This is a genomic window from Bacillus sp. 05T22 (genome assembly GCF_056396765.1).
In genome coordinates this window covers 1-26,558 of record NZ_JBFTMC010000055.1, presented here as the reverse complement: position 1 = coordinate 26,558, position 26,558 = coordinate 1, and the positions used below count along the sequence as shown (strand labels likewise).

24 protein-coding genes and 1 riboswitch are annotated in these 26,558 nt (G+C 34.9%); of the genes, 17 read left to right on the top strand and 7 right to left on the bottom strand.

The features are described from left to right. Positions 1-130: hypothetical protein (locus tag AC1DIT_RS16800; protein WP_476998303.1), on the top strand; the 130-nt coding region annotated here is incomplete at its 5' end. A 73-nt stretch (positions 131-203) separates the two neighbouring features. Here AC1DIT_RS16800 and AC1DIT_RS16795 read toward each other — a convergent pair. After that, positions 204-902 carry a Type 1 glutamine amidotransferase-like domain-containing protein gene (locus AC1DIT_RS16795; protein WP_016132706.1) on the bottom strand — a complete coding sequence of 233 codons (699 nt, stop codon included), beginning with the start codon at positions 900-902 and terminating at the stop codon, positions 204-206. A gap of 169 nt (positions 903-1,071) precedes the next feature. Between AC1DIT_RS16795 and AC1DIT_RS16790 the strand changes: the two genes are divergently transcribed. The 4 genes from AC1DIT_RS16790 to AC1DIT_RS16775 all read left to right on the top strand — a co-directional run bounded on the left by AC1DIT_RS16790 (position 1,072) and on the right by AC1DIT_RS16775 (position 6,750). After that, positions 1,072-1,626, top strand: a complete 555-nt coding sequence (locus AC1DIT_RS16790; RefSeq protein WP_016114308.1) for a TlpA family protein disulfide reductase — start codon at positions 1,072-1,074, stop codon at positions 1,624-1,626. 238 nt (positions 1,627-1,864) lie between these two features. Beyond that, positions 1,865-2,006: riboswitch (cyclic di-AMP (ydaO/yuaA leader) on the top strand. 106 nt (positions 2,007-2,112) lie between these two features. Next, the gene (kdpA, locus tag AC1DIT_RS16785; protein ID WP_016132707.1) at positions 2,113-3,780 is read left to right on the top strand and encodes a potassium-transporting ATPase subunit KdpA; all 1,668 of its coding nucleotides are present in this window, start codon (positions 2,113-2,115) and stop codon (positions 3,778-3,780) included. Positions 3,781-3,955: 175 nt separating this feature from the next. Further along, entirely contained in the window at positions 3,956-5,311 is a 1,356-nt protein-coding gene (locus AC1DIT_RS16780; protein ID WP_476998302.1) for a D-serine ammonia-lyase, read from the top strand. A gap of 191 nt (positions 5,312-5,502) precedes the next feature. Beyond that, the gene (locus tag AC1DIT_RS16775; RefSeq protein ID WP_476998301.1) at positions 5,503-6,750 is read left to right on the top strand and encodes a DUF445 domain-containing protein; all 1,248 of its coding nucleotides are present in this window, start codon (positions 5,503-5,505) and stop codon (positions 6,748-6,750) included. Between the two features lie 87 nt (positions 6,751-6,837). Here AC1DIT_RS16775 and AC1DIT_RS16770 read toward each other — a convergent pair whose 3' ends face one another. From AC1DIT_RS16770 to AC1DIT_RS16755, 4 genes are read right to left on the bottom strand one after another with little or no spacing between them, the layout of a single operon-like run. After that, positions 6,838-7,794 (bottom strand): ECF transporter S component family protein, encoded by a 957-nt coding sequence (locus AC1DIT_RS16770; protein WP_476998300.1) that lies wholly within the window; start codon positions 7,792-7,794, stop codon positions 6,838-6,840. Then, entirely contained in the window at positions 7,791-8,861 is a 1,071-nt protein-coding gene (locus AC1DIT_RS16765; RefSeq protein ID WP_016114313.1) for a hypothetical protein, read from the bottom strand. Before AC1DIT_RS16765 ends, AC1DIT_RS16770 begins: the two co-directional genes overlap by 4 nt. Beyond that, positions 8,854-9,306, bottom strand: coding sequence for a hypothetical protein (locus AC1DIT_RS16760; RefSeq protein WP_016114314.1), 453 nt, complete (start codon positions 9,304-9,306; stop codon positions 8,854-8,856). The genes AC1DIT_RS16765 and AC1DIT_RS16760 overlap by 8 nt, the downstream gene beginning before the upstream one ends. Continuing rightward, the gene (locus AC1DIT_RS16755; protein WP_371390003.1) at positions 9,303-9,743 is read right to left on the bottom strand and encodes an RNA polymerase sigma factor; all 441 of its coding nucleotides are present in this window, start codon (positions 9,741-9,743) and stop codon (positions 9,303-9,305) included. The genes AC1DIT_RS16760 and AC1DIT_RS16755 overlap by 4 nt, the downstream gene beginning before the upstream one ends. Before the next feature lie 325 nt (positions 9,744-10,068). Between AC1DIT_RS16755 and AC1DIT_RS16750 the strand changes: the two genes are divergently transcribed. From AC1DIT_RS16750 to AC1DIT_RS16725, 6 genes are all read left to right on the top strand, one after another. Next, complete coding sequence (locus AC1DIT_RS16750; protein WP_044880819.1) at positions 10,069-10,707, top strand: response regulator transcription factor; 639 nt, start codon at positions 10,069-10,071, stop codon at positions 10,705-10,707. A gap of 4 nt (positions 10,708-10,711) precedes the next feature. Then, complete coding sequence (locus tag AC1DIT_RS16745) at positions 10,712-11,815, top strand: sensor histidine kinase (protein ID WP_016114317.1); 1,104 nt, start codon at positions 10,712-10,714, stop codon at positions 11,813-11,815. A 133-nt stretch (positions 11,816-11,948) separates the two neighbouring features. Continuing rightward, complete coding sequence (locus AC1DIT_RS16740; RefSeq protein WP_016114318.1) at positions 11,949-12,887, top strand: ABC transporter ATP-binding protein; 939 nt, start codon at positions 11,949-11,951, stop codon at positions 12,885-12,887. A 32-nt stretch (positions 12,888-12,919) separates the two neighbouring features. After that, positions 12,920-14,029 carry an ABC transporter permease gene (locus AC1DIT_RS16735; RefSeq protein WP_016132708.1) on the top strand — a complete coding sequence of 370 codons (1,110 nt, stop codon included), beginning with the start codon at positions 12,920-12,922 and terminating at the stop codon, positions 14,027-14,029. A 1-nt stretch (position 14,030) separates the two neighbouring features. After that, entirely contained in the window at positions 14,031-15,176 is a 1,146-nt protein-coding gene (locus tag AC1DIT_RS16730; protein WP_016114320.1) for an ABC transporter permease, read from the top strand. 110 nt (positions 15,177-15,286) lie between these two features. Further along, positions 15,287-16,498: a phospholipase D-like domain-containing protein gene (locus AC1DIT_RS16725; protein WP_016114321.1), complete on the top strand. Its 1,212-nt coding sequence runs from the start codon at positions 15,287-15,289 to the stop codon at positions 16,496-16,498. Between the two features lie 171 nt (positions 16,499-16,669). Here AC1DIT_RS16725 and AC1DIT_RS16720 read toward each other — a convergent pair whose 3' ends face one another. After that, positions 16,670-17,092 (bottom strand): GNAT family N-acetyltransferase, encoded by a 423-nt coding sequence (locus AC1DIT_RS16720; protein ID WP_016114322.1) that lies wholly within the window; start codon positions 17,090-17,092, stop codon positions 16,670-16,672. Positions 17,093-17,442: 350 nt separating this feature from the next. On the opposite strand from AC1DIT_RS16720, the gene AC1DIT_RS16715 reads away from it, so the two are divergent. Further along, a complete protein-coding gene (locus tag AC1DIT_RS16715) occupies positions 17,443-18,111 on the top strand; it encodes a nucleoside/nucleotide kinase family protein (protein WP_016114323.1) in 669 nt (222 codons plus the stop codon). A gap of 177 nt (positions 18,112-18,288) precedes the next feature. Here AC1DIT_RS16715 and pyrH read toward each other — a convergent pair whose 3' ends face one another. Beyond that, a complete protein-coding gene (gene pyrH, locus AC1DIT_RS16710; protein ID WP_016114324.1) occupies positions 18,289-19,032 on the bottom strand; it encodes a UMP kinase in 744 nt (247 codons plus the stop codon). 517 nt (positions 19,033-19,549) lie between these two features. Between pyrH and AC1DIT_RS16705 the strand changes: the two genes are divergently transcribed. The 5 genes from AC1DIT_RS16705 to AC1DIT_RS16685 all read left to right on the top strand — a co-directional run bounded on the left by AC1DIT_RS16705 (position 19,550) and on the right by AC1DIT_RS16685 (position 26,392). Then, positions 19,550-20,821, top strand: a complete 1,272-nt coding sequence (locus AC1DIT_RS16705) for a cation:dicarboxylate symporter family transporter (protein ID WP_016114325.1) — start codon at positions 19,550-19,552, stop codon at positions 20,819-20,821. 24 nt (positions 20,822-20,845) lie between these two features. Further along, positions 20,846-22,285, top strand: a complete 1,440-nt coding sequence (aspA, locus tag AC1DIT_RS16700; RefSeq protein ID WP_476998299.1) for an aspartate ammonia-lyase — start codon at positions 20,846-20,848, stop codon at positions 22,283-22,285. 52 nt (positions 22,286-22,337) lie between these two features. Next, a complete protein-coding gene (malS, locus tag AC1DIT_RS16695; RefSeq protein WP_098116885.1) occupies positions 22,338-24,071 on the top strand; it encodes an oxaloacetate-decarboxylating malate dehydrogenase in 1,734 nt (577 codons plus the stop codon). A gap of 82 nt (positions 24,072-24,153) precedes the next feature. Next, positions 24,154-25,458 (top strand): ATP-binding protein, encoded by a 1,305-nt coding sequence (locus tag AC1DIT_RS16690; RefSeq protein ID WP_476998298.1) that lies wholly within the window; start codon positions 24,154-24,156, stop codon positions 25,456-25,458. 1 nt (position 25,459) lies between these two features. Continuing rightward, a complete protein-coding gene (locus AC1DIT_RS16685) occupies positions 25,460-26,392 on the top strand; it encodes a response regulator (RefSeq protein ID WP_016114329.1) in 933 nt (310 codons plus the stop codon). Positions 26,393-26,558: the final 166 nt, after the last annotated feature.

The following is a 26,558-nucleotide window of genomic DNA, read 5'->3' as shown; positions in this document are numbered from 1 at the left end:
TCATACAAGTCTTGGTATAAAGGGTATATGGATTGGATATCCAGCAGCATTTATTGTGAGTTTACTTTTACAATATGGGTATTATAAACTTTCATGGCAGAAGAAACGGATTACGCGACTTGTTAGTTAGATTGAAAGTAAATAAAAATGTCCCTAAGCTTGAAAGCTTAGGGACATTTTTATTTTGTATGAGTACAAAGAACTCATAAATAACTTTTCAAAGTTACATCAAAATGGTGTCTTATGAGTTTTCCATCATTCATATAGAATTCCCAAGCTTTCTCTGGATCTCCGATAATCTCAAAGGAATTTTCTGTTATATATAAAGCACAATTATCCTCTAAAGCAATYCCATCTATATCACATGCATGATTTTGTAAGAATAAATGGAAAGCAGTTGCTCTATCTGGCTGATTGTAATGGGGACAGAAGTGTTTGTTTACCATATTCCAGCCATCGCTTTCTATATAGCCATCTCCTTTATAATTAGAACGGAAGCCGGTTGTAAACCAGCACATAGCACCAGAGCTATATCCTGCAATGAATGTTCCATTGTGTAGGGCTGCTATTAACTTTTCATCTATTTTGTTTTCCCTCCACTTTTCAAGCATATTGATATAATTTCCTCCGCCTAGATAGATGAAATCAGCAAAATGAATCATTTCACTTATTGTATCTTCGCTATAGCTTTCCTTTATGCAACATAGAATGTGAACATCACACCCTAACTGCTTTTCAAATGTTTCTCTAAATTCTTTTATATAACCTTCATCATCATTGCTTGCTGTTGGGATAAACAATACTCTTGGAGATTGTTTCCCAGTTAGTTCTATAAGTCGTTGATTTATATGGAAATGATCTGTCTGTTCGAGATAACCTCCGCCAATTACAGCTAACTTCATAATGAAGCACCACCTAATAGATTTTTATTATTGATAAAATTTCGCTACAGGAGAGTGTCTTTCCTTCTGCAACAAAAGATGAAAAGTAAAAAGCATGAATGAATAAAGGGAAGGTGTGTGATATACCGAAGTTAAATAAAAAGTGAACTCGATAATAGGAGGGGAAATAGTGAAAAAATTAATTGTAATTATACTAGCTGGAGCACTTATTTGGGCTGGAGTTAACTTTTATAATTCCAAGCAAGAAGAAAAAGAACGGAAAGCAAAACAAGCAGCACTGCAAGAGAAAGAAGTATTACCTCAAGTAGGATTTAAGGCGCCGAAAATCACACTAAAAGGATTAGATGGAAAGCTTTATTCATTAAATGATGCAAAAGGAAAACCGTATGTTATCAACTTCTGGGCGTCATGGTGTGGACCATGTGAAATGGAAGCGCCAGATTTAGTTCGTCTTTATGATAAGTATAAAGAAGACGTTGAAATTTTTGCGGTAAATGCAACAATTGGGGATCCAGTACAAGAAGCAAAGGCGTTTGCAGATCGTTTCGGATTTAAGTTCCCAGTTTTATTAGATATGGATGGGGTGGCTGGACTTGATTATAAAATTGTTTCACTGCCAACAACGTTTTTTGTTGATAAAGATGGGATTATTGTAGATCAAGCGCGTGGAGTATTACCTCCGGATCAGTTGGAAAAGAAATTTAAAGAATTAATTGAGAAGTAAGAGGGAGATAAAGGTTACAAAGCTTCTCATAGGGATAGGAAATGGAAGTGGGGGATTTCCAATGATATCAATTTTCACTATTTCATGTGCTACTATACTTATAGAGATTAGCATGATTCATATGTATTGGGAGATTATTATGTGAAGATTCCCTCTTTTTCGTTTTCTCTCCCTTTACAACTATCATTTAGAGGAGTATATTAACAATCAGAATAGCTCAATGTAGATTTTACAGCCAAATAAGAAATCGCTTAATCCACTTCAGGAGCGGGGGAACCAAATTTGTGCATTGTCACTAGGGGTGAATCCTTTTATAGGTAGGGCTACTCTCAAGGCCCGAATCCGACAGCTAACCTCGTCAGCGTTTTGAGAGGGGGGCTTGTGTGTGTAAAAAACACTAGGTGCAACCTGGTGTTTTCTTTTTATTCTCTTAATGGTAAAATATAACATTTTTTGAGTGTAATGGAAACAGAGAGGGGAAAGAGGATGAACTGGCTTACAAGTCTAATTACAATTGGCCTATTCGTAATTGTTGCAAAACCAATGGGAGACTATATATACAATGCTTTTCAGCGTAAGGAACCATTTCAAAAGGTATTTGGCCCACTGGAAAACATCTTATTTAAAGTTGCTGGGATTAAAGGACATAGTCAGACTTGGAAACAATATATGTTTTGCTTAATGAGTACAAATTTTTTCTGTATCTTGTTTGTATATTCGATATTTCGATTACAAGGGATTCTTCCATTAAACCCGAATCACTTTTTAGGATTAGAACCAACATTAGCATTTCATACAGCAATTACATTTATGACGAATGCGAATTTACAACACTATGGGGGAGAAAGTAGTTTATCATATTTCTCTCAAATGGTAGGTGTGACATTTATGATGTTTGCGGCACCTGCAACTTCATTGTCAATTGGTATTACGTTTATTCGTGTACTAGCGGGGAAAAGAGTAGGAAACTTCTTTGTTGATTTTGTACAAGCAATTACAAGAGTATTACTGCCAATTTCATTTGTGGCATCATTGATATTTGTGGTTTTAGGGACACCGCAAACACTGGACCCAACAATTGTTGTGAAAACGTTGGAAGGAACGACACAAGAAATTTCTCGTGGACCGGTAGCGTCTTTGCTTTCTATTAAAGAACTTGGCGCCAATGGAGGAGGTTTTTTTGGAACAGTTTCTGCGCATCCTTTTGAAAATCCCAATATGATAAGTAACGTGCTACAAATGATGTTACAAATGTTAATTCCGATGGCTTTTCCATTTGTATACGGAAGAATGGTTGGCAATCGGAAACAAGGTAGAATGTTTTTTATATCAATGTTCATTCTTTTGATTATCGGATTTTGTACGCTTGCTATATCCGAATTGAAGGGGAATCCATTGTTAAATCAATTAGGGATAGAAAGTTCACAAGGAAATATGGAAGGGAAAGAAACTCGTCTTGGCGTCATCTCTTCTGCTTTATATGCAACTGTTACAAGTGCCTCTGGAACAGGTGGTGTTAATACAACACACGACACATTAACACCGATTGGTGGAATGGTTCCACTTATAAACATGCTTTTAGGTACCGTGTTTGGAGGGATCGGACTTGGGTTTATGAGTGTCGTCATGTATGCAATGATTGCTGTATTTCTAGCCGGATTAATGGTGGGACGTACACCGGAGTTTCTTAACAAAAAAATAGAAGGAAAAGAAATGAAGTTAATAGCAGTCACGATTGTGTCTCAGCCATTACTTATTCTTGGAGCTGCAGCAATTGCATTTTCTACGAATCTAGGAACAGATGCAATTTCTAATCCAGGTTTTCATGGTTTAACGCAAATTATATATGAATACACGTCATCTGCTGTTAACAACGGATCTGGATTTGAAGGATTAAGGGATAACACGCCTTTTTGGAATCTTTCAACGGGAATTGTTATGTATATTGGTAGATATTTAGGTGTGATTACAATGCTTGCCATCGCAGTTGGACTCAAAAGGAAAAAGGTTGTACCTGAGACTAGAGGAACCTTTCAAACAGATAATCGGTTATTTGGAGGAATTCTACTTGGGACTATCTTTTTAATAGGTGCCTTAACATTTCTACCGGTACTTGTACTAGGACCGGTTGCTGAATTTCTTGCAATATCATAGTGAAACTTTAATTTGTTTGCCTATAATGGATTCTCTTTAATAAAGTGTTAAATTTAATTTAAATAAAGTAAATAAAAATTAACGTAAAGATAATTATATGTTAAACTGTATTAAAATTAATTTAATGTAATTTTATTGTGCGAATTGCTATAAGAAAATTAGGAGGATTAGATAAATGAAGGAGATTGAAAGCAAAGATATACAAAAATGGAAAGACCAATATCCTTTACTAAGCAGGCTCATTTCGATGGAAGAAGTATTTTGGATTAATCCCAATATCGAAAAATTTCAAACGGGAATTAAAAAATCCCCCCTCACTCAAGAAGATGTAAGGGATGCAGAGGAAAGGCTGAAACGTTTTGCTCCATATATTGCTAAGGTTTTTCCAGAAACAAAAGGAATGAACGGTATCATAGAATCACCTTTAGTGAGAGTTCCTTTCATGAAACAATCCTTAGAACAGGATTATCAACAACCTATATTAGGTGAATTATTGTTAAAGTGTGATAGTCATCTTCCTATATCAGGATCTATTAAAGCAAGAGGGGGAATTTATGAAATTCTCAAACATGCAGAGGAATTAGCTTTTCAACATCAAATGTTAACGATACAAGATGATTATTCGATTTTAGATAGTGATAAGTTTCGAAGTTTCTTCTCGCAATATTCAATTGCAGTAGGCTCGACTGGAAATTTAGGTCTTAGTATAGGTATTATGAGTGCTAAGTTAGGTTTTAATGTGACTGTTCATATGTCAGCCGATGCAAAAGAGTGGAAAAAAGATTTGTTAAGAAGTAAAAATGTGACAGTGATTGAATATGAAGCTGATTATAGTAAAGCGGTAGAAGAAGGGCGACTGCAAGCAAATGCAGACCCTAGTTGCTATTTTGTTGATGATGAAAACTCCCATGATTTGTTTTTAGGATATGCGGTAGCTRCATCTCGATTGCAAAAACAATTAGAAGAGTTAGAGATAACAGTAAATGATGAACATCCTTTATTTGTTTACCTTCCGTGCGGAGTAGGTGGTGGACCTGGAGGAGTAGCATTTGGCTTAAAGTTATTGTATAAAGACAATGCCCATTGTTTCTTTGCAGAACCTACCCACTCTCCATGTATGCTACTTGGTTTAATGACTGGACTTCATGATAAAATTTCTGTACAAGATATTGGCATTGATAATGTCACAGACGCGGACGGACTTGCTGTAGGAAGACCATCTGGATTTGTGGGTAAAACTATGGAACCTTTTTTAAGTGGTAGTTATACAGTTAGCGATGAACAGTTGTATAAGTTACTTAAGAAATTAGTCGATACAGAGGGGCTCCATTTAGAACCTTCTGCACTAGCAGGGATGATAGGACCAATGAAATTATGTAAAGAGGGAACCGATTATTTATTGAAGCATAATTTAACAGAAAAAGTGAGGAAGGGTACACATATTATTTGGGGGACTGGCGGAAGTATGGTTCCTGAAGAAGTGAGGAATCAATATTATCAAAAAGGCTTGAATTTAGCGCCAGAGAACTAGAAGTAATTTAACACGAGGGTAGTTTAACCCCCGTGTTTTTTTATTAGAATTTTTTTGTTATTTTTAACGTGGTTCATTATAGTATAGATATAGGCTTTTTTTGAAAGTAAGGACTTGACGATATAAGCTTAATAAATTCGTTATGCAATAGAAAGCTTCATTTTACATAAATAAGAGGATGTGTATATACAATGTCACTACAGTCAAAATATTTAGCGGGTATTTCACTTGGGGTAATGGGAGTAGGGTTTGCGGCGACTATTCCATTTCAGGGATCGATGATAGGAACAATTGTACAAGGTGGATTTGAAGCAGGATTAGTAGGGGGGCTTGCTGATTGGTTTGCAGTCACGGCACTATTCCGTCATCCAATGGGAATTCCAATTCCGCATACAGCCCTACTTCCAAAAAATCGTAAACGGATTACGAAAGGTCTCGTTTCCACACTGGAGAATGATTGGCTGACAAAAGAAAGCATAACAAATAAAGTGAAGGAAATGAAGTTAGCACAAATGGTGTTACAGATTGCAGAAAGAGAGCTGCAATCTGATGCTGTGAAAAAAGGGGTTGTTACAATTGCTGAAAAAGCGATTCTTCAAATTGATACCGAAAAGTTAGCTATTGTAATTGAAAAAGAATTAAAAACATATTTACATACGATTAATACAGGAAATATACTGCAAGTCCTTATTGATCAATTGGTTGTACAAGAATATGATGAAAAAACACTTGATTACATGTTAGTTAAAGCGAAAGAGTGGACGGCTCAAGATGAAGCTCGTTATCAACTTGGAAGTTTAGGCATGAAAGCGATGGAAAATATAAAAGTGGATGGATTCTTGCAGTTTACTCTAAAATCTTTCATGAATATTGTAGATGAAGAAAAAATAGGAAGCATATTGCAGAAGTTTGTGATTAGTAATATTAGTAGTTTACAAAATCCTGATAATACCACAAGACAACTTATATTAATGAAAGTTCGTCAAGAACTTATTAATGTRAAGGAAAATGAAKCGGTATTACAGGAATTAGAGAATTGGAAAGAAAGTTGGATCGCAAATTGGAATGCGGCTGACAAGATAAAAGAATTGTTAGGACAAGCGCAGGTAAGAGCAGGCGCTTTTATTAAAAAAGAAGAGTTTGCAGATCAATATCTTCTTCCATTTTTAACGAAGCAAATGAACAAAGTGAAAGAAGATCCAGTAACAGTTCAAAAAATAGAAGGCTGGTTGCAAAAGCAAATTGTAAATCTTGTTGAGAACAATCATTCCAAGATTGGAAAGCTTGTACAAGAAAACCTTGATAAGTTAGACGATCAAACATTGATTGAAATGATTGAAAATAACGTCGGCAAAGATTTGCAATGGATTCGTGTTAATGGTGCTGTTTGCGGGTTTATGATTGGGGTAGTTTTGGAAGGGATTAAAGCACTTATATAGAAAAAAACCTTCCTCATGATATGAAATTCATGTGGAAGGTTTTTTAGTATCCGAAGAAGTTTCCTTCCTCAATTATATGCTAGCGCTTCATTCTTCAAGAAGGCTTATGTTTATATTATAAGCTTTTTGAATGTTTAGCTGATGTGTCCCGTTTCCGAGCTTTAGTGTGTTTTTATACCATTGTTCTTGCTGATTTGAATCTGGATTTTCTTCTGAAGAATTATTCACCTTTTTCGTTAACTCTTCTACATGTTCCCAAGGTGTATTCCCATGAGAATCTTTTTGATTTGTTACTGCTGATAGTGTTATGTCGCTATCTTTTACAAGATGAACAGACACGTTTGATCTTTCTTGTACAGACCAATTGCTTTGTAATTGGCCTGGGTAAAGAGAGAGTTCTCTTTCAGAACCGCGAATTTCCACATTTTTATTTTGAGGGAGAACGAGTGTTGCTGTCATTCTTGACTGCGAAGCAAAGAATTTATGGTGAACAGGTAAAGGTTTTAATGTTACATACATTGTTTCACCAACTGTGTGAATGGCAATGAAATCGTCCTGCTTTAGTTTGCTTTTTTCATTTGCTTTCATAGTCATTTCATATGTTCCTAATAAATGTACTTTATTAATGTTACTACCTTCTATTGTAAGAGGAGTATTACTCGTATCAACTACAATCTTTTTAATAGAATCAGGGATGTCATGTTGCACTTCTGGGATGTTATTTGTTTGTTCAGTTGTTCCAATGGAATAACGAATCTCCTCTAGCAATCCAGTGGATAATAAGAAATAGAATGCAATTCCAACTGTTCCTAATACACCAATAAAGAAAATACTAAATATATCATATTTAATAATAGGCTGATCTTTTTTAGAGAATGTAATATATAGTAAAATTTCAATACCGAGCACAATGAAAAGAATAGGCCACCAGGCTGTAAAGTTATCAAATACTTGTATACCTTTTATAGTTGAAAATRATAAGAAACAACCTAATGCGATAATTGAAATCCCCATAGATATCGTTCCTACACGCCATGTTCTCATTCTTTAGCACCGCCTTTTTCTTCTTTATTTCCTAGTAATAATTTAAAGCCACCACCAATTAAAAGGAGGGCAACGATAGATGTTTGGAAATAGCGATAATATAATTCGCTAATATGAATCTTAAATATAGTAGCGAAATAATCGTCAAAAATAGGAAGGAGTGTTTGATCTAGTAAATAATAGCATCCTAACCCGATGAGTCCGATGCCAAGCCATTTTTGATGATTAATAAAATAATCGATAATAGGTGTGTCTTGTAAGTCTTCTTTTCCGTATTTGGATGTTTGCTGTAATGTATCGAAAAAGCTATAAAACCAAATGATAGGTACTAAAAATAAGAAGGCGGAAAGTCTTAATAAATCAAGCATATAAATGGCAAGTAGAAAGGCTGCCATTAGCTGAAGACCACGGCGCTGTAAGCCTAAATACATATGACCCGCTCCAGGGAACATCGCTAAAATAGAAGCGAATGTTTTACTTTTCCTTCCTTGTTCTCGGTGCTCCTCAAAATCTTCGAAAATAGTACGATCGACTAATATTTCCCCACATTCTTTTTTCTGCAGCTGCTGGACGACATCGAAGAAATTATAAATCCATAGAACAGGTAACGTAGCGAGAAAGATAAGAAAACTTTCACGAGATGTTAATAGTGTAACGAATATAATCATGCTACCTAGTCCTGTAAAAGCGACTAAAAATGTAAGTCCACGCTGCATAAGTCCTAATTGGAAATGCCCAAGTCCAGGGATGATGGATAAGAGAATGATATAAAATCGTTCACTTTCACGTGCTGCTTCTTGCGTTAGGTCTTTCTCTTTTTTCCATGACTGATTCACTATAGAAATAATTAAGTCTAGTATATTTATTCCCCATACAAGTGCTAATAAAAATAGGATAAGGAAAACAATCCTGTGATTTCCGAAGTTAATAGTAAAGCCTACCGCAGCGAGAAATAATAATAATGAACTACCACCATATATAATAAAACGACCAATTCGCTTTAAATATAAATGTCCAAGCCCAGGAATTAACCCTAGAACTAGCGCTAAAAATGGGTTTTTATTCATGTTTTGAACCTCCGTTCGTTTTTGAAGTGTGTATAGCTTTGTTTAAAATTTGTTTTGAAATCGAAATCCCACTTTGTTTGGAAGATTGTTCAAAACTAGAAGTTACTGTGAAAATATAATGGAATAAACCGCTTGCCATAAAAATTAAAGTAGCTGCAGTTGCAATTATGTAGTGAATGAGCGTACTTTTCATTTGTCTTGGTTGCTTATTACTCATTTTTTCTTCAAACTTAAGTTTTTCGAAGTTGATTTGCTTCATAACCTCATTTGTAAATGAATCATCATTTATCATTGGAAGGTTTTCATTTTGTTCATCAATGATTTCCATATAAAGTGCTAAACAATGATCACATTCATAAAGATGTTGTTCCATGGATTCACGTTCGTTATGTGATAGAAGATCTAAAGTGTAATTGCACCAAGCTTCTTTTGAAAAATGCGTCATAAAAAATCTTCCTCCTTCCAATGTTTTTTGATCCATTTTCTTGCTCTATAAAGCTTCATTTCGACTGTTTTGACTTCAGCGTTTTGTTGAGTAGCAATTTCTTGATAACTTTTTTCTTCTAAGTAATGTGCGAGAACGACATCACGATAATTCTCTGGAAGTTCTCTTAGTTTTTGAGTAATCAGCAATTTTTGCTCTTTCGTCAGTAACAATGCCTCAATATTATGAGAGGATTTTATATCTTCCTGAGTTTCTTTTGATAAGGAGAGCTCTACTTTTTCCCTTGCTTTCTTTCTCTTATAATCAATGGCATGATTTGTAGCAATCCGCGTTATCCACGTTTTTAATCCGCGGAATTGATAGTTAGGGAGAGAAGCGTGAATCTTTACGAATACTTCTTGTGTGACATCTTGGGCATCCTCCTCATGTCTTAAAATAGCAAAAATAACTTGGAAAATATAATGACGGTATGTTTCTACAAGGATGCGAAAAGCATGTTCATTTCCTTGCTGTGCTTTTTCAATTAATTGTCTTTCTTCAATTGTTCTCTCCCTCCTTTTTGACGCATTCTATTATATAGACGTAAGAAATGATAAGTAACCCTACACATATATCATAAAAAGAATAATATATTTTAGGGGAAGAGACTACTTCAAAAAAGTGTGAACAAATGGTTTAGGGAAGTATATAATGAGCAATAGGGAAATGTTACATGGGAGAAAGGATGTGAATGTTAGTAGAGGAACTCCTATACTAACAAACATGAAAATAAAAGTATTGATAGCCGATGATAATTCTTTTATTAGAGAAGGTATGAAGATTATTTTAAGTACATACGAAGAATTCGAAGTGCTAGAAACAGTAAATGATGGGCAAGAGGCTCTAGATTATTGCAAAAAACATGATGTGGATATTGCGCTTTTAGATGTTCGTATGCCAAATATGAATGGTGTGGAAGCCACAAAATTAATTTGTGAGGAGACAAAAACAAAGCCGCTTATTTTAACGACATTTGATGATGATGAGTATATTTTGGAGGCAGTAAAGAACGGAGCGAAAGGCTATTTGCTAAAAAATAACGATCCGGAGCGCATTCGTGATGCGATAAAGGGGGTATATAACGGGCAAACTGTTATGCAAGACGTAGTACTTGATAAAATTAAGTGTAACTTACTGGAAAATAAAGAAGAGGAATCAAAAATAGATAAGAATCTTTTCACAGAAAGGGAACTTAGCATTATCGCATTAATTGCAAAAGGTTTCTCTAATAAAGAAATTTCAAAACAGCTTTTTATATCGGAAGGAACAATTGCGAATTATATTACGTCTATTTTAGGGAAAACGGGTCTTGAACATCGTACGCAAATTGCGATTTATTATTTAACAGGGAAAGTAGACTAATTTTATGGAGTTTTGGTTAATTGTAAGTAAATTAATTGTCTTCTTATATATAGTGTTCAGTTATATTCACTCAAATGTTACGAACTTACCGTGGGTTATATTTACTTTGCTTTCGTACCTTTGTATAAACGTGACAATTTCTATTTTAAAAAAAGATGCGTATAAAAAAATATTAATTGGACTATCAATCGGTATTATCGCTTTGTTTACATGGAGGATTCATCCGTTTTTTATTTTGTTTTTACCTTTGAACTTATACGAAATTGTATCTTATTACATAGAAAAGAAATGGCAGATCTTTTTCATTATGATTCTCCCTATCGTTTTTGCGGATGAAAGTGTTCAAATGACATATGGACTCATTACTGCATTTTGTTTTCTTGTTTTAATGATGGCAGACCGTTACATAGTACGATTACTAAAGCTTGAAAAGCAAAATGATAAGATGCGAAAAGATATGCAGCGGCTCACAAAAAGTTTAAATGAAAATAAAGAATACATAAGGCAATCAGAATACACATTTAAGTTAGAAGAACGAAATCGATTATCACAAGAAATTCATGATAAAATTGGTCACTCCATGACAGGCGCACTTATTCAAATGGAAGCAGCAAAGAGATTGATGGAAATAGATAAAGTGAAAGCTACGGAGTTACTACAAAATGCGATTCATATTTCTAAAGATGGGATTGAAAATATTAGAATTACCCTTAAAAATATGAAACCACCAACTGAACAAATTGGAATTCATCGTATGAAATTATTCATAGATGAATTTGCGAGCAAGCATGATATAAAAATTCCGTTTGTGTATAAAGGGAATTTGGATACAATTTCCCCTATCCAATGGAAAATCATTGGTGAAAATATTATGGAGGCGTTAACGAATGCGATGAAATATGCTGATGCGACAGTTATTTCAATAGATATTCATGTACTTAACAAGATGGTCAAGGTACAGGTGAAAGATAACGGAAAGGGTGTAGTCTTTGTTAAAAAAGGACTCGGTATTATTGGGATGGAGGAGAGAACAGCGTCTGTTAATGGGAAAATAATTGTAGATGGAACGAATGGCTTTTCGGTAACAATGTTGTTGCCGATTCAGTAAGACATGATTGAGATGAAGGATCTCATATGAAAAAAGTGAATATTCTCATGTGAAAAGAATGAACTTCTGCACTGAGCAGGTTCATTCTTTTTGTTTATAATAACAGCAGAGAAACCGAAATAGGGGTGAAATGATGAACGCATTAGAAATAAAAAATTTAACAAAAAAATTTGGTGATTTCATCGCAGTAGATAATATGTCTTTAGCTATTAAAGAAGGAGAGATATTTGGATTTCTAGGATCAAACGGTGCTGGTAAAAGTACAACAATTAATATGATTGCTGGATTGTTAAGAAGTAATGAAGGTGAGATTAGCATACTAGGAAAAAATATAAAGAAACATAATCGATTTGCAAAAATGAATATCGGAATTGTACCGCAAGATATAGCAATTTATGAGGAGTTAACCACCTATGAAAATGTGAAATTCTTTGCGGGTCTGTATGGATTACGAGGTGCAGAATTAAAAGCGAGAGTAGAAGAAGCACTGCAGTTTGTAGGGCTAAGTGATAAACATAAAAGTTATCCAAAGAACTTTTCCGGTGGGATGAAACGAAGACTTAACATTGCTTGTGCCATTGCGCATCATCCGAAGTTAATTATTATGGATGAGCCGACAGTTGGAATTGATCCGCAGTCAAGAAACTATATTCTTCAGTCTGTACGGAAATTAAATGAAATGGGTAGCACCATTATTTATACGAGTCACTACATGGAGGAAGTAGAAGAGATTTGTACGAAAATCGCAATTGTTGATCACGGAAAAATTATTGCAGAAGGTACGAAAGAACAATTGAAAGCTATTATTACAGATACAAAAGATATTTGGATTGAAGTAAAGTCAGTTGAAAATATAGATGTGAACAAATTAAAAGAAATTAGTGGTGTTAAGGCTGTTCAAATAGAAGAAAACGTAATTAAAGTGAATTCTGATACAGGGGTCAACAACTTAAACAAAATCGTTCAGCATTTTATCAATAATGATATAGAAATACGTTCACTTGAAGAGCAAGCACCTAACTTAGAAACAGTATTCTTGACATTGACAGGAAGAAATCTACGGGATAAATAAGATTTACTAGTAAAAAAAGGGAGGTTCATCGATTGAACATCTTCAATATAGCCATAAAGGAAATCAAAAGTGACTTTCGAGATATAAAAACGTTAGTGTCTATGCTAGCATTCCCGGTTATGCTTATGCTCATTTTGGGCACTGCTTTAACGAATGCATTTAATAGTGATAACCTTTCTATTAAAAATATCCAGGTGTTATACAAAGATGAAGCAGGTGGTAGGTTCTCTCAGGCCTTTGAAACATTGATAAAGGAAACAGGCAAATCGGGCATTCACTTTAAAAAAGCAGCAAAGGATGTAGATGGAAAAGAAGAAGTGAAACAAAATAAGTATGCCGGCTATGTAGAAATGAATCAAAACGGCGTGAAGTTATATGAGAGTGATCGGAATAGTATTGAAGGAAGTATTATTGAAGGGATGCTTACTACATTCGTCGATAAGTACAACGTAGCGGTGGAAGTTGCGACAGTAGATCCAGGGAAAGTTAGTACAGTTATTTCAAGTGGAAATCATGATGATTATATAAAAGAGACATCTTTACAAGCTGCTAAGAAACCAGGTTCTATGGACTATTATGCGATTGCGATGACGACAATGATTGCCTTGTATGGAGCGATGGGAGCAAGCTATCTGATTCGCGGAGAGCGATTACGAAAAACGGGAGATCGTTTAATTGCTGCACCTGTTAGTAAAGCGGAAATTTTCATTGGGAAGATACTTGGTAGTATTGTAGTAAATGCACTTTGTCTTTTTCTCGTCGTTTTCTTTAGTAAATTTGTTTATGGGGCAAATTGGGGCGACCATCTTGGAGTAGTCTTTCTTATTTTACTAACAGAAGTCTTTCTTGCAATTAGCTTCGGATTAGGTATCGGGTATATTACGAAAACAGGTGAGGCATCTAAGGCAATCATTATGGTTGTTGTACAATTAGCTTCTATTTTTGGAGGGGCGTATTTCGTAGTTGAAGGAAATATGATTACAAATTTATCACCATTAACATGGGCGAATACAGCGATTATGAAAATTATTTATGCGAATGAAGTAGGAGCGGCACTTCCAGTAATCTTTTTAAACCTTGGGATTTCAGCACTGTTTTTATTGATTGCGATTATCGCATTACGCAGACGGGAGGGGCTATAACATGAAAGATATTTTATGGCTCATACAAAAAACATTATCTGTACTTTTGAAAAATAAAAAAGGGTTACTTCTTATTATTGGATTGCCAATAGTAGGGTCATTAATGGCATTTTTAATATACGGAAATGCAGGGCAAGGTACCCTACGTATTGGGGTTGTAAATAATGAAAATCATTATATAGCAAATGATACGGTGAAATTTATAGAAGGGTTAAATCATGTAGAAGTGAGTAAAATTAAGGCGTCAGAAATAGAAGAGAAGCTTGCCTCGAAAAAACTTGATGGAGTGATTACGTTAGATTCAGGTTTTTCGCAAAGTGTTCGAGATGGTAAGCCGAGTCATATTCAAATTTCCTCGATTAAAGGTGCTCAAGTAACAGAGTTTATAAAATCGTATTTGTATAATTATATTGATAATATAACAGCAATTAGTAAAGTAGCACAAAAGGATCAAAGTACGTTTGATAAGATGTATGCAAATTATCAAAAAAATTCATTCAAGCTAACAGCATATACGCTTAAGGATACTTCGAAAAATAAAGATATGACGAATCAAACAGTTGGTTATCTCATTATGTTTATGTTGTTTTCAGCAGTGAATTTTTCAGAACGGATTTTGAGAGAAAAAGAGAATAGAACGTATTTCCGATTATTATCAACACCGATAGATGGGAAGAAATATATATTATCTAACGTTGCTGTTAATATGGTTATCATGATGGTGCAAATCATTGTAACGGTACTGTTTATGACCAATGTATTTCATATTGATACAAATATGCCTTTGCTTGTTATGATTGGAGTACTGATGATATTTGGTTTAATTGCAATTGGTTTATCGTTAGCAGTTGTGTCTTTTGCTAAGAATTCAGTTTCTGCTAATGCAATGCAAAATATCATTATTACACCAACATGTTTGCTAGCGGGATGCTTCTTTCCATTTGAAATTATGCCAGCATCTGTGCAAAAAATAGCTGATTTTCTTCCTCAGCGTTGGTTATTAGATACGATAGGGGAATTACAGCAAGGGACACCGTTTTCTGATTTGTATTTAAACATTTTAATTTTATTCGCCTTTGCGATTGCCTTCTTCTTAATTGCGATTTATAAGTTTGGCCATAATAATGATGCGAGGAATTTTATTTAATAAAAGGGGTGCGGCATCATGCCGCATCCTTTTTTTGTAATTGCTCATAAAACATAATCGCTATTGAAATACTATCTGAAGACAATTATTTTGTACGGAAGGAAAACAAAATGGTAAAAAAAATATTACGCATTATTTCTATTATTATTAGCATAGTAATTCTTCTAGTTGTTTGGATGCATATTGATGTAACACTGGGAAGGAAAGTAGAAGCTGATAAAAACCAACGGAAAGAATATGTTCCTCATTATAGTGATTTTCAATTATATGTAGAGGGGAAACCTCTATATAGTCAATTATTTTCTGATATAAAAGAAGCAAAGCGTTCTATTTTTACTTATTTCTATATTATTTCGAATGATAAAAGTAGCCATACTTTCTTAAATTTGTTAAAAGAAAAAGCAGAAGAAGGAGTACAAGTATACTTATCGGTCGATTGGATTAATGATTTGTCTTTCGAAAGAAAATATAAAAATGAATTACAAGCAAGTGGTGTTCATTTTACATATAGCAGGAAACCGGAGTTCCCATTCTTTTTTTATTCGCTCCATCATCGTAATCACCGCCGCATTACAACGATAGATGGGAAAATCGGGTATAGTGGTGGATTTAATATAGGTAATGAATACTTAGGGAAAGATAAGCGCTTTGGATATTGGCGGGATTATCATATACGCTTACAGGGAGAAGGGATAACAGATTTAGAGGAGCAGTTTGTATTAGATTGGAAACGAGATACTTCGGAAGAAATTGTGAGAACAGCTGAGCCTGTTATTAAAGGAAAAACGTTACACACTATGTCTAGTTACAATGGACATAAAGTAGTTACGAAGTATATGGAATTAATACAACAAGCAAAGCGTTCTATCGTGATCGCCACGCCTTATTTTATACCAAGAGATAAAGAACTTATGAATGCTTTAATTCAGGCACGAAAACGGGGAGTATCGGTAAAAATACTTTGGTCTTATAAACCTGACGTTCCGCTTATTAAAGAAGCAGCCTACCCATATATTCGTCAGTCGATTGAAAATGGAATCGCTGTATATGGATATAAAAAAGGAATGTTTCATGGGAAAGTAATGGTATTCGACGATGAAATAACTGTGATTGGTACAACAAATTTTACTTCGCGTAGTTTTCATATTAATGATGAGATGGACTTTTATGTATACGGTGGCCCGATGATTCAACAAGTGAATCACGCGTTGACACAAGATTTTCAAGATTCAAAAGAGATCACTTCATCCTTTTTTGATCGTTTATCATTTTTAGAGAAGTGCAAAGAAAAAATAGCGTGGGTGTTTAATTATTATTTATAATAAAGGTAGATGTGGGATTCATGTAAAATAGTTCTATTGTTGTGAAAGGAATTTCAAATAGTAAATGAAATAATAAAGTAATTTGTATTCAAAAACGCTTAGAGAATACACTCGAAGCGTTTTATTGTTTATTGTATAGTATTTTGAATTCAATCTCTTAAAAAAAATTGCCTATAGATCTTTTTTTAAATAGTAATGTTTAAAGTCTCTACCGACATTATCAAGGACACCGAACTCTTGATAACCGTGCTTTTTATAAAAATCTAATGCTTGAAAACTTAAAGTATCTACTTTTATGAAATCACAATTCTTTTCTAAAGCTATTTGTTCGATTTCTAATAAAAGTTTAGTTCCATAACCCAGTTTGCGTATGTCTTCATCCATTATAAAAGTATGAATCTCTAACCAATTCCAGCAAATTTCACCTAATATTCCTCCGCGAATCTTGCTGTCTTCATCCTTAAGAAATAAATGAATCTCCTGATATCTTCCCCTTAAATCTGTTGGGAAATGTTTTAAATTATATTCATAAAGTTTATTATTAATGTTGTCTTTATTAGTTGCATTTAATTCTTTCGTAATATGTAAATCCATTCGTCTTTCCTCCCGCAATTTTTTGTGAAATGATAAATATGAAACGAATTTCTTTATTGAATAAGTACATCATCTCAATATACTTATTCTAACATAAAATTTACAATATTCTGTTTTGTGTTTTCTGATATTCAAAAATAATAATTCGGTCTAGCCTCTGGCTTAGGTATATAACATCTACTGTTAACTCATGGAAAGGAATACTATTTTGGGTTTTATTTTACCGGTTCGAACCATATAACAATTAACAAGCGAGAATAAGTTCTATAATATTTCACACGCGGAACCGTATTTTTCCATTTAAATATCCTTTGAAGGATAAATATAGATGTTTTGGAGGTGGATTAGCATTGAATCGTCAAATTGCTATTCGTGAGATTGTGGAGCGCATGCTCATGCTTAAACTAGATCACCCATTAAGAGTCGGTGTTAGTGGTATAACAGCTTCTGGGAAAACAACATTTGCAAATGAGTTACAAAACGAAATTCATTTGCAAGGAAGAAAAGTCGTTCGGGCGAGTATAGATAATTTTCACAATCCAAAGGTAGTTAGATATTCACAAGGTAAGGAATCAGCTAAAGGATATTATGAAGATGCTCATGATTATCAAGCATTTGCTGAGCGATTATTGGTTCCGTTAGGACCTGATGGAGATATGCGATATGTGATGAAATCACATGATTTAGAAACGGATATGTATACTAAAACGGAATCTATACTCGCTTTAAAAGATATGATATTTATAATAGATGGTACTTTTTTATTAAAAAAAGAGCTCCAACATTTATTTGATTATAAAATATTTGTAGAAACAGATTTTGAAACTGCAAGAGAACGTGGTTCAAGTCGGGAGGCGAAAGCCTTTGGGAATAAAAAGAGGGCAGAGGAAATATTTTTACAAAGATATCATGCGGCTTGCCATATGTATATAGAAGAGCATGCACCAAAGCAATGTGTAGATGTAGTTTTTATGAATAATGTTATTGAAGCACCAAGGGTTGTATTTCAGAATTTGTGATTTTAGCAATGGTATTGATAGCGATTGTTATAAGGTAGTTTTATGAATAGTGGATAATAGGGCACTGTTTTCTTTTCAATACCGCTAGGGTACTACTTTTTTAGAAAGAGTAAGGTGCGGCAAAATACCGCACCTATTTTTAAGGTCAAAGTTACAGTTGTTCTATTCGAGAAAATATTATTTTTCTTCTACGAGTTCTGTTAATTCATGATTAATTAATGTGCCAATATGCTCACCTAAACATATTTTTTTCATAACTCCTGGTTCATCGAAGTTAAAAACATGTGTTGGTAAATGATAGTCACGAGCAAGTAATAAGGCTGATTGATCCATCACTTTTATATTGTTTCGAACGACATCATTATAATTTAAATGACGATACATTTTGGCTGATTTATTTCGTTTTGGGTCACTTGTAAAAACACCGTCTACACCTTGTTTTGCAACTAAAATGGCATCGCTATTCATTTCGATTGCTCGCTGGACACTCGGATAATCTGTCGTAACGAACGGTTGCCCATTCCCGCCGCCAAAGATAACGATATATCCTTTATCTAAATGATGAACAGCCCGTAAACGGATGTAGGGTTCTGCCACTGCTGTAAAGGGGATAGATGTCATAACGCGTACCTCTTTATCTGTCTTACTTGTTAATACACCGCGCAGCATGAGACTATTAATAATTGTACCTAATGTCCCTATATTGTCTGCTTCAACGCGATCAATCCCCCATTCTTCAGCTAAGTTTCCTCTGAAAATGTTTCCTCCACCAACGACAAGAGAAACTTCAATACCTAAATCGACGATTGATAAAATCTCCGTTGCGATATGTTCTAAACGTTTGGAACCGAAACTATTTCCATCTTGATCAGCAAGAGCGCCGCCGCTGAGTTTAATTAAAACACGCTTGTATGGTTTCATTATCATCACTCCTTATTTTGAAGAATAGGTTTTTCCGGTGGAGTCCGTAACTATCACTGAGAATTAGTTCTCATCATACTTGGATTCTTATAGACAGTTTATTCTTGATCTACTTGCTTTGCTCACGTGAAAAAATTTTGCATGCAAGTAGCATATCGATTTGCAATAAAAAAGGAGCAGAGGCGAATGCCTTTGCTCCTTTAAGAGAAATTGAAATAGGAAAGGAAGAGTTGTAATGAAACCTTTCGTAGAATTCTTCATAACCTCCACTCCTTTTCATTTTATATATGTTCAAATAAACCTATCTTTTAGATTATACAAAGAAATCAGATATTTTATCAATGTTATTTTCATTTTTTTATCTTCAAAGGGTGTCAATGAATATTTAAAGAAAAAAATTCGAATTTTTTGTGACGAATCTGTAGTTTTTTGTCTGATTTTGTAGGTTCGCCTATATTATGTGAGTAAGCTTTTATAAATTCAAATTGAAAGCGTTCGCATGAAGGGATGAAAATATATGAAAAAATTCGGATTAGCAACACAGATTTTTGTTGCACTTGTTTTAGGGATTGTAGTAGGGGCAATCTTTTATGGCAATAAAACAGCGATTTCTTATATCACACCAATTGGGGATATATTTATCCATTTAATTAAAATGATTGTAGTACCGATCGTTATTTCAGCGCTGATTGTTGCAGTAGCTGGTGTAGGGGATATGAAAAAGCTTGGGAAATTAGGCGGTAAGACAATTCTCTATTTTGAAATTATCACAACAATTGCGATTTTAATGGGATTAATCGCAGCAAACGTGTTCCATCCAGGAACGGGTGTTGATATGAATAACTTACAGCAAAGTGATATTTCATCATATAAACAGACGGCTGATGCAACAGAGAAAAAAGGTTTTGCAGAAACGATTGTTCACATTGTACCAAAGAATGTATTTGAATCAATTGCACAAGGCGACTTATTACCGATTATTTTCTTCTCTGTGTTATTTGGTTTAGGAGTTGCAGCAATTGGGGAAAAAGGAAAACCTGTATTTAACTTCTTTGAAGGTGTACTCGAAGCGATGTTTTGGGTTACAAATCAGGTTATGAAATTCGCACCATTCGGTGTATTTGCATTAATTGCGGTTACGGTCGCAAAATTTGGAGTAGCAACACTACTTCCTTTAGGAAAATTAGTGCTAGCTGTGTATGTAACTGTTATACTATTTGTTATTGTTGTATTAGGTATTAATGCACGAATGGTAGGGATAAACATTTTTACATTAATGAAAGTTTTAAAAGAAGAACTTATTCTTTCGTTTACAACAGCAAGTTCAGAAGCTGTTTTACCTAATATAATGAGAAAAATGGAAGAGTTCGGTTGTCCGAAGGCAGTCGCTTCTTTCGTTATTCCAACAGGGTATACATTTAATTTAACTGGTTCGGCTATTTATCAAGCATTAGCAGCATTATTCGTCGCGCAAATGTATGGTGTACACATGTCTTTAACAGAGCAAGTAACATTATTATTCGTTTTAATGTTAACGTCAAAAGGTATGGCAGGAGTTCCAGGTGCTTCATTTGTTGTTGTACTTGCGACATTAGGTTCAATGGGATTGCCGTTAGAAGGTATAGCATTAATTGCTGGTATCGACCGCATTTTAGATATGATTCGTTCGTCTGTCAATGTGTTAGGGAATGCATTAGCAGCCATTGTTATGTCGAAGTGGGAAGGCGAATTTGATCATGAGAAAGCGAAACAATATGTAGAAACAGTCAAACAAACAGAAGCAGCATAAGAAATAGATGAGGAGTGAGTAATAATGGCAACATTAACTGAAACTACAAAAAATGTACGAATTGAAAAAGACTTTTTAGGTGAAAAAGAAGTACCAATGCATGCTTATTATGGAGTTCAAACAATGCGTGCTGTAGAGAATTTTCCAATTACAGGGTATAAAATCCATGAAGGGTTAATTAAAGCTTTGGCAATTGTAAAAAAAGCAGCGGCACTTGCGAACACTGATGTAGGTAGATTGGAATTGAAAAAAGGCGGTGCGATTGCAGAAGCAGCGCAAGAAATTCTTGAAGGGAAATGGCATGATCATTTCATCGTCGATCCAATTCAAGGCGGCGCGGGAACTTCTATGAACATGAATGCAAATGAAGTCATTGCCAATCGTGCCCTTGAATTATTAGAAATGGAAAAGGGAGACTATCATTATATTAGCCCAAATAGCCACGTGAATATGGCACAATCAACAAATGATGCATTTCCAACAGCAATTCACATTGCGACATTAAATGCATTAGAAGTGTTATTACAAACAATGGGCTATATGCATGATGTATTTGAATTAAAAGCAGAACAATTTGACCATGTGATTAAAATGGGGCGCACACATTTACAAGATGCTGTACCAATTCGTCTTGGGCAAGAATTTAAAGCATATGCTCGTGTAATTGGACGTGATATGAAACGAATTCAGCAATCCCGTCAACATTTATATGAAGTAAATATGGGGGCAACAGCAGTTGGAACAGGATTAAATGCAGATCCTGAGTACATTGAAGCAGTGGTGAAACATTTAGTTTCAATTAGTGGATTGCCTCTTGYTGGAGCAGAAGATCTAGTAGATGCAACACAAAATACAGATGCATATACGGAAGTATCAGCTGCACTAAAAGTATGTATGATGAATATGTCTAAAATTGCAAATGATTTACGCTTAATGGCATCTGGTCCGCGTGTTGGACTTGCAGAAATTATGCTTCCATCTCGTCAACCAGGTTCATCTATTATGCCAGGGAAAGTAAACCCTGTTATGCCAGAAGTAATTAACCAAATCGCATTCCAAGTAATCGGTAATGACCATACGATTTGCCTTGCTTCAGAGGCGGGTCAATTAGAGCTAAATGTTATGGAGCCAGTACTTGTTTTCAACTTACTTCAATCAATTAGCATTATGAATAATGGTTTCCGTGCCTTTACAGATAATTGTCTAAAAGGAATTGAAGCGAACGAAGGGCACTTGAAAGAATACGTTGAGAAAAGTGTAGGGATTATTACAGCTGTTAACCCACATATCGGCTATGAAGCAGCGGCTCGTGTTGCAAAAGAAGCAATTGCAACTGGGCAGTCTGTCAGAGACCTTTGCGTGAAAAATGGTGTATTATCCCAAGAGGAATTAGACTTAATTTTAGACCCATATGAAATGACACATCCGGGGATTGCAGGAGCAACTCTTTTAAAGAAAAATTAAAAGAGGAGGGGACATTCCCCTCTTTTTTGTTTACAATATAGAAATGGCATATATAAATAAAGGTAGGGATGGTATGAGTAAATTTACAGTTACCTCTAATGGTGTATTAGAAACGACATTAAGAGGAGTAGAAGTATTAGCTACACCACTTTTAAATAAAGGGGTTGCTTTTACAGAAGAAGAAAGAGAAGAACTAGGGCTAAAAGGGTTATTACCACCTGCGGTATTAACATTGGATGAACAAGCACGCCGTGCGTATAAACAGTTTTGTTCACAGCCAGACGATTTATTAAAAAACGTATATTTAACAGCATTACATGATCGTAATGAAGTGTTATTTTATCGTTTACTAACAGATCATTTACGTGAGATGCTTCCAATTGTGTATACGCCAACTGTTGGTGTAGCGATTCAAAGATATAGTCATGAGTATCGTAAACCACGTGGAGTGTATTTATCCATTAATGATCCTTCTGGCATAGAAGAAGCGTTTTCTAATATTGGTGCAACAGCTGAAAATATCGACTTAGTCGTTGTAACGGATGGTGAAGGAATATTAGGAATTGGTGACTGGGGCGTTGGTGGTATTAATATTGCTATTGGGAAGTTAGCAGTTTATACAGCAGCAGTTGGAATCGATCCTAGTCGTGTATTACCTGTTATTTTAGATGTTGGTACGAACCGTGAGGATCTTTTAAGTAATCCGTTTTATATTGGAAACCGTCATCCTCGTATAACTGGCGAGGCCTATGATACATTTATCGATACATTTGTAAAAGCTGTATGTAACAAGTTTCCAAAAGCATTGTTGCACTGGGAAGACTTTAGCTCACGCAATGCACGTCGAATTTTAGATAAATATCGTGATCATGTATGTACATTTAATGATGATATTCAAGGAACTGGTGCAGTTTCGCTTGCAGCTGTATTATCAGCAGTGAAAACTTCAGGTGTCCCACTTTGTGAACACCGAGTTGTCGTCTTTGGAGCTGGTACAGCTGGAATTGGAATCGCTGATCAAGTGCGAGATGCGATGGTTCGTGCAGGGCTATCAGAGAAAGAAGCAAACGAGCGCTTCTGGTGTATTGACCGTAATGGTTTACTTACAGATAATATGGAAGGTCTTCTTGATTTCCAACTCCCATATACACGTATGGAATCTGAAGTGAACGAATGGAAGCAAAGTGAAACGGTTGGGCTTGCAGAAGTTGTGAAACATGTACAACCAACAATTTTAATTGGTACATCAACAGTAGCTGGTGCATTTACAGAAGAAATTGTAAAAGAAATGGCTTCTCATGTAGAACGACCAATTATTTTACCAATGTCGAATCCAACACCGCTTGCAGAAGCAAAACCGGTAGATTTAATACATTGGACAGAAGGACGGGCACTTGTGGCAACTGGAAGCCCATTTGAGCCAGTTACATATGATGGTGTTACGTATGTAATCGGACAATCAAATAATGCGCTTATCTTCCCAGGTCTTGGTCTTGGAACAATTGTTGTTCGTGCGAGTGTAATGACAGATGGTATGTTTGCAGCAGCAGCAGAAGCAGTGGCAAGCATGGTAGATACAAGTCAACCAGGAGCACCTATTCTTCCAGAGGTAGAAGAACTACGTAACATCTCAGAGATAGTAGCAATTGAAGTAGCTAAAGCAGCAGTTGCTGAAGGTGTTACTCGTGAGAAATTCAGTGATAACGATATCAGAAAAGCTGTTAAAGAGGCAATGTGGCAACCTGAATATCGCCAAGTAAAAGCAGCTAAACAGGTAACAATATAGAAATAAAGCCCGTTTATATCATAAGCGGGCTTTCCTTGTTCAATTTTTGAAAAATATATTTCATAAATAGGAAGTGGCATCTTTGAATTGGAATCAATTGTGGAAGAAAGATATGTCCCTTTTAATTATTTTAATGTTAATTGTTCCAATTGCTGGACAATTGAATTTTCATCCGTTTAATGATACATTCCGTGTTAGCTTTGGGACGCCAATTTTTTTCTTTTTGCTATTATTTCTACGAAAAATACCAGCCGCTATAGCAGGTACACTCGTTGGGCTGTCTGTTGTAGGATTTCGGGTTGTTCTTGATGGGATGTTACAAGGATCCTTTCATATAACAGACTCTTTTTATTTACGTTATCCAGTCTTCTTTTATTATTTTGTTTATGGAAGTCTTTTTTCATTATGTAGAGTGAATAAATTCCATCAGAAACCATTCATAATAGGGTGCCTTGGGATTACAATTGAGATTATAGCAAGTATGTCAGAATTAGCTTTTTATCATGTTTTAGTACTTGGTACAACAATTACTATTTCTRAAATAAATAAATTGATTATTATTGCTGTTTTTCGAAGCTTTTTTGCCCTTGGTTTCTTAAATATGATGAGTCTATATGAAACGAAATTAAAGGAAGCACAAGTCCGGAAAGAAAATGAAAAAATGTTAATGCATCTTTCTAACTTATATGTGGAATCTGTTCATTTAAAAAAGACACTTCAAAATGCAGAATTAATTACACAAGAAGCGTATCAATTATATCGAAATTTACAAGCTAGTAATGGTGCCAGCGGTATAGAAATGCAAAGTAAAAAAGCATTAAAAATTGCTGGGGAAGTACACGAAATAAAAAAAGATAATCAAAGAATTTTTGCGGGGTTATCAAAACTTTTATTAGATAAAAATCTTTCTGAATACATAGAAGGTCATGAACTGATAGAAATGATTGTGAGGATAAATGAGAAGTACGCTCAACTATTAGGAAAAGAGATAACATTTTCTAAAAACATAGAAGGTGAGCATGCGGAATATCATGTTTATACTGTACTGTCGATATTAAATAATTTAGTTGCAAATGCTGTTGAAGCAATTGAGAGCACTGGTACAATTATAATAATGACATATAAACAAGAAAGAAATATAATGTTTGAAGTAATAGATGATGGTCCCGGTATTTCACCGAAATATAAAGAACTCGTATTTAAACCAGGTTTTACGTCGAAGTATGATCAAACGGGTACACCATCTACAGGAATTGGTCTTTCTTATATAAAAGAGATGGTTACAGAACTTGGGGGAGAAGTGAATCTGCAATGCAAGGAGAACGGCAGAGGATGCAAGTTTATTGTCCGTTTACCAGAGTCTAGTTTAACGCGAGAGGGGGAATAGAGTGTTTTATTATATCGTAGATGATGATGAAGTATTCCGCTCTATGCTATCACAAATTATTGAAGATGGTGATCTTGGAGAAGTAGCGGGAGAAGCGGAAGATGGTGCTTTTGTTGAAGCAGATCAGTTGAATTTTAAAAAGGTAGATATTTTATTTATTGATTTATTAATGCCAATTCGAGATGGGATTGAAACAGTTCGCCATATCGCACCAGCGTTTACAGGAAAAGTAATTATGATTTCTCAAGTTGAATCTAAACAACTAATCGGAGAAGCGTATTCACTTGGGGTTGAATATTATATTACGAAACCATTAAATAAAATTGAGGTTGTATCTGTTGTGCGAAAAGTGATGGATCGTATTCGTCTGGAACGATCTATACAAGATATTCAAAAATCACTGAATAACGTCTTTCAATGGGAACAACCGCAAGTGCGAAATGAACCGTTGCTAGAAGAGAAGAGGATAATGGACTCAGGTCGCTATTTATTATCAGAACTTGGTATTGCTGGAGAGAATGGAAGTAAAGATTTACTTAGTATGTTGGAATATTTATTGGGACAAGAAAAGGAAAAAACATTTGAATATGGTTTTCCGGCATTGAAAGATATTTTTCACTATATTACGGTCAAAAAATTAGGTGGTGCAGCTTCAGAAACGGAAATTGATAAAGAAAGAAAAGCTTCAGAACAAAGGGTGCGCCGAGCGATTTATCAGTCATTAAATCATTTAGCCTCTCTTGGTTTAACTGATTTTTCGAACCCTAAATTTGAAAGCTATGCTCCGAAATTTTTTGATTTTACCATTGTTCGTAAACGTATGACAGAAATGACGAAGGAAGAGCTATCGGCATCTGGGCATACGAGAATTAATACGAAGAAGTTTATTCAAGTATTGTATTTTGAGGCGAAGAGGTTGATGGAGGTAGAATAGAAAAGAGGATGCTTACAATAAAATGTACCCTATAGAATAGACACTTAAAAAAAAGTCTATTCTATAGGGTATTTCTTGTATAATAGGAGAAAAATTAGAATCGGAGAAATTTCACAATGACGAAAAAGCTATTTACAGAAAAAGAGGTTCAAACGCTATCAAAGAA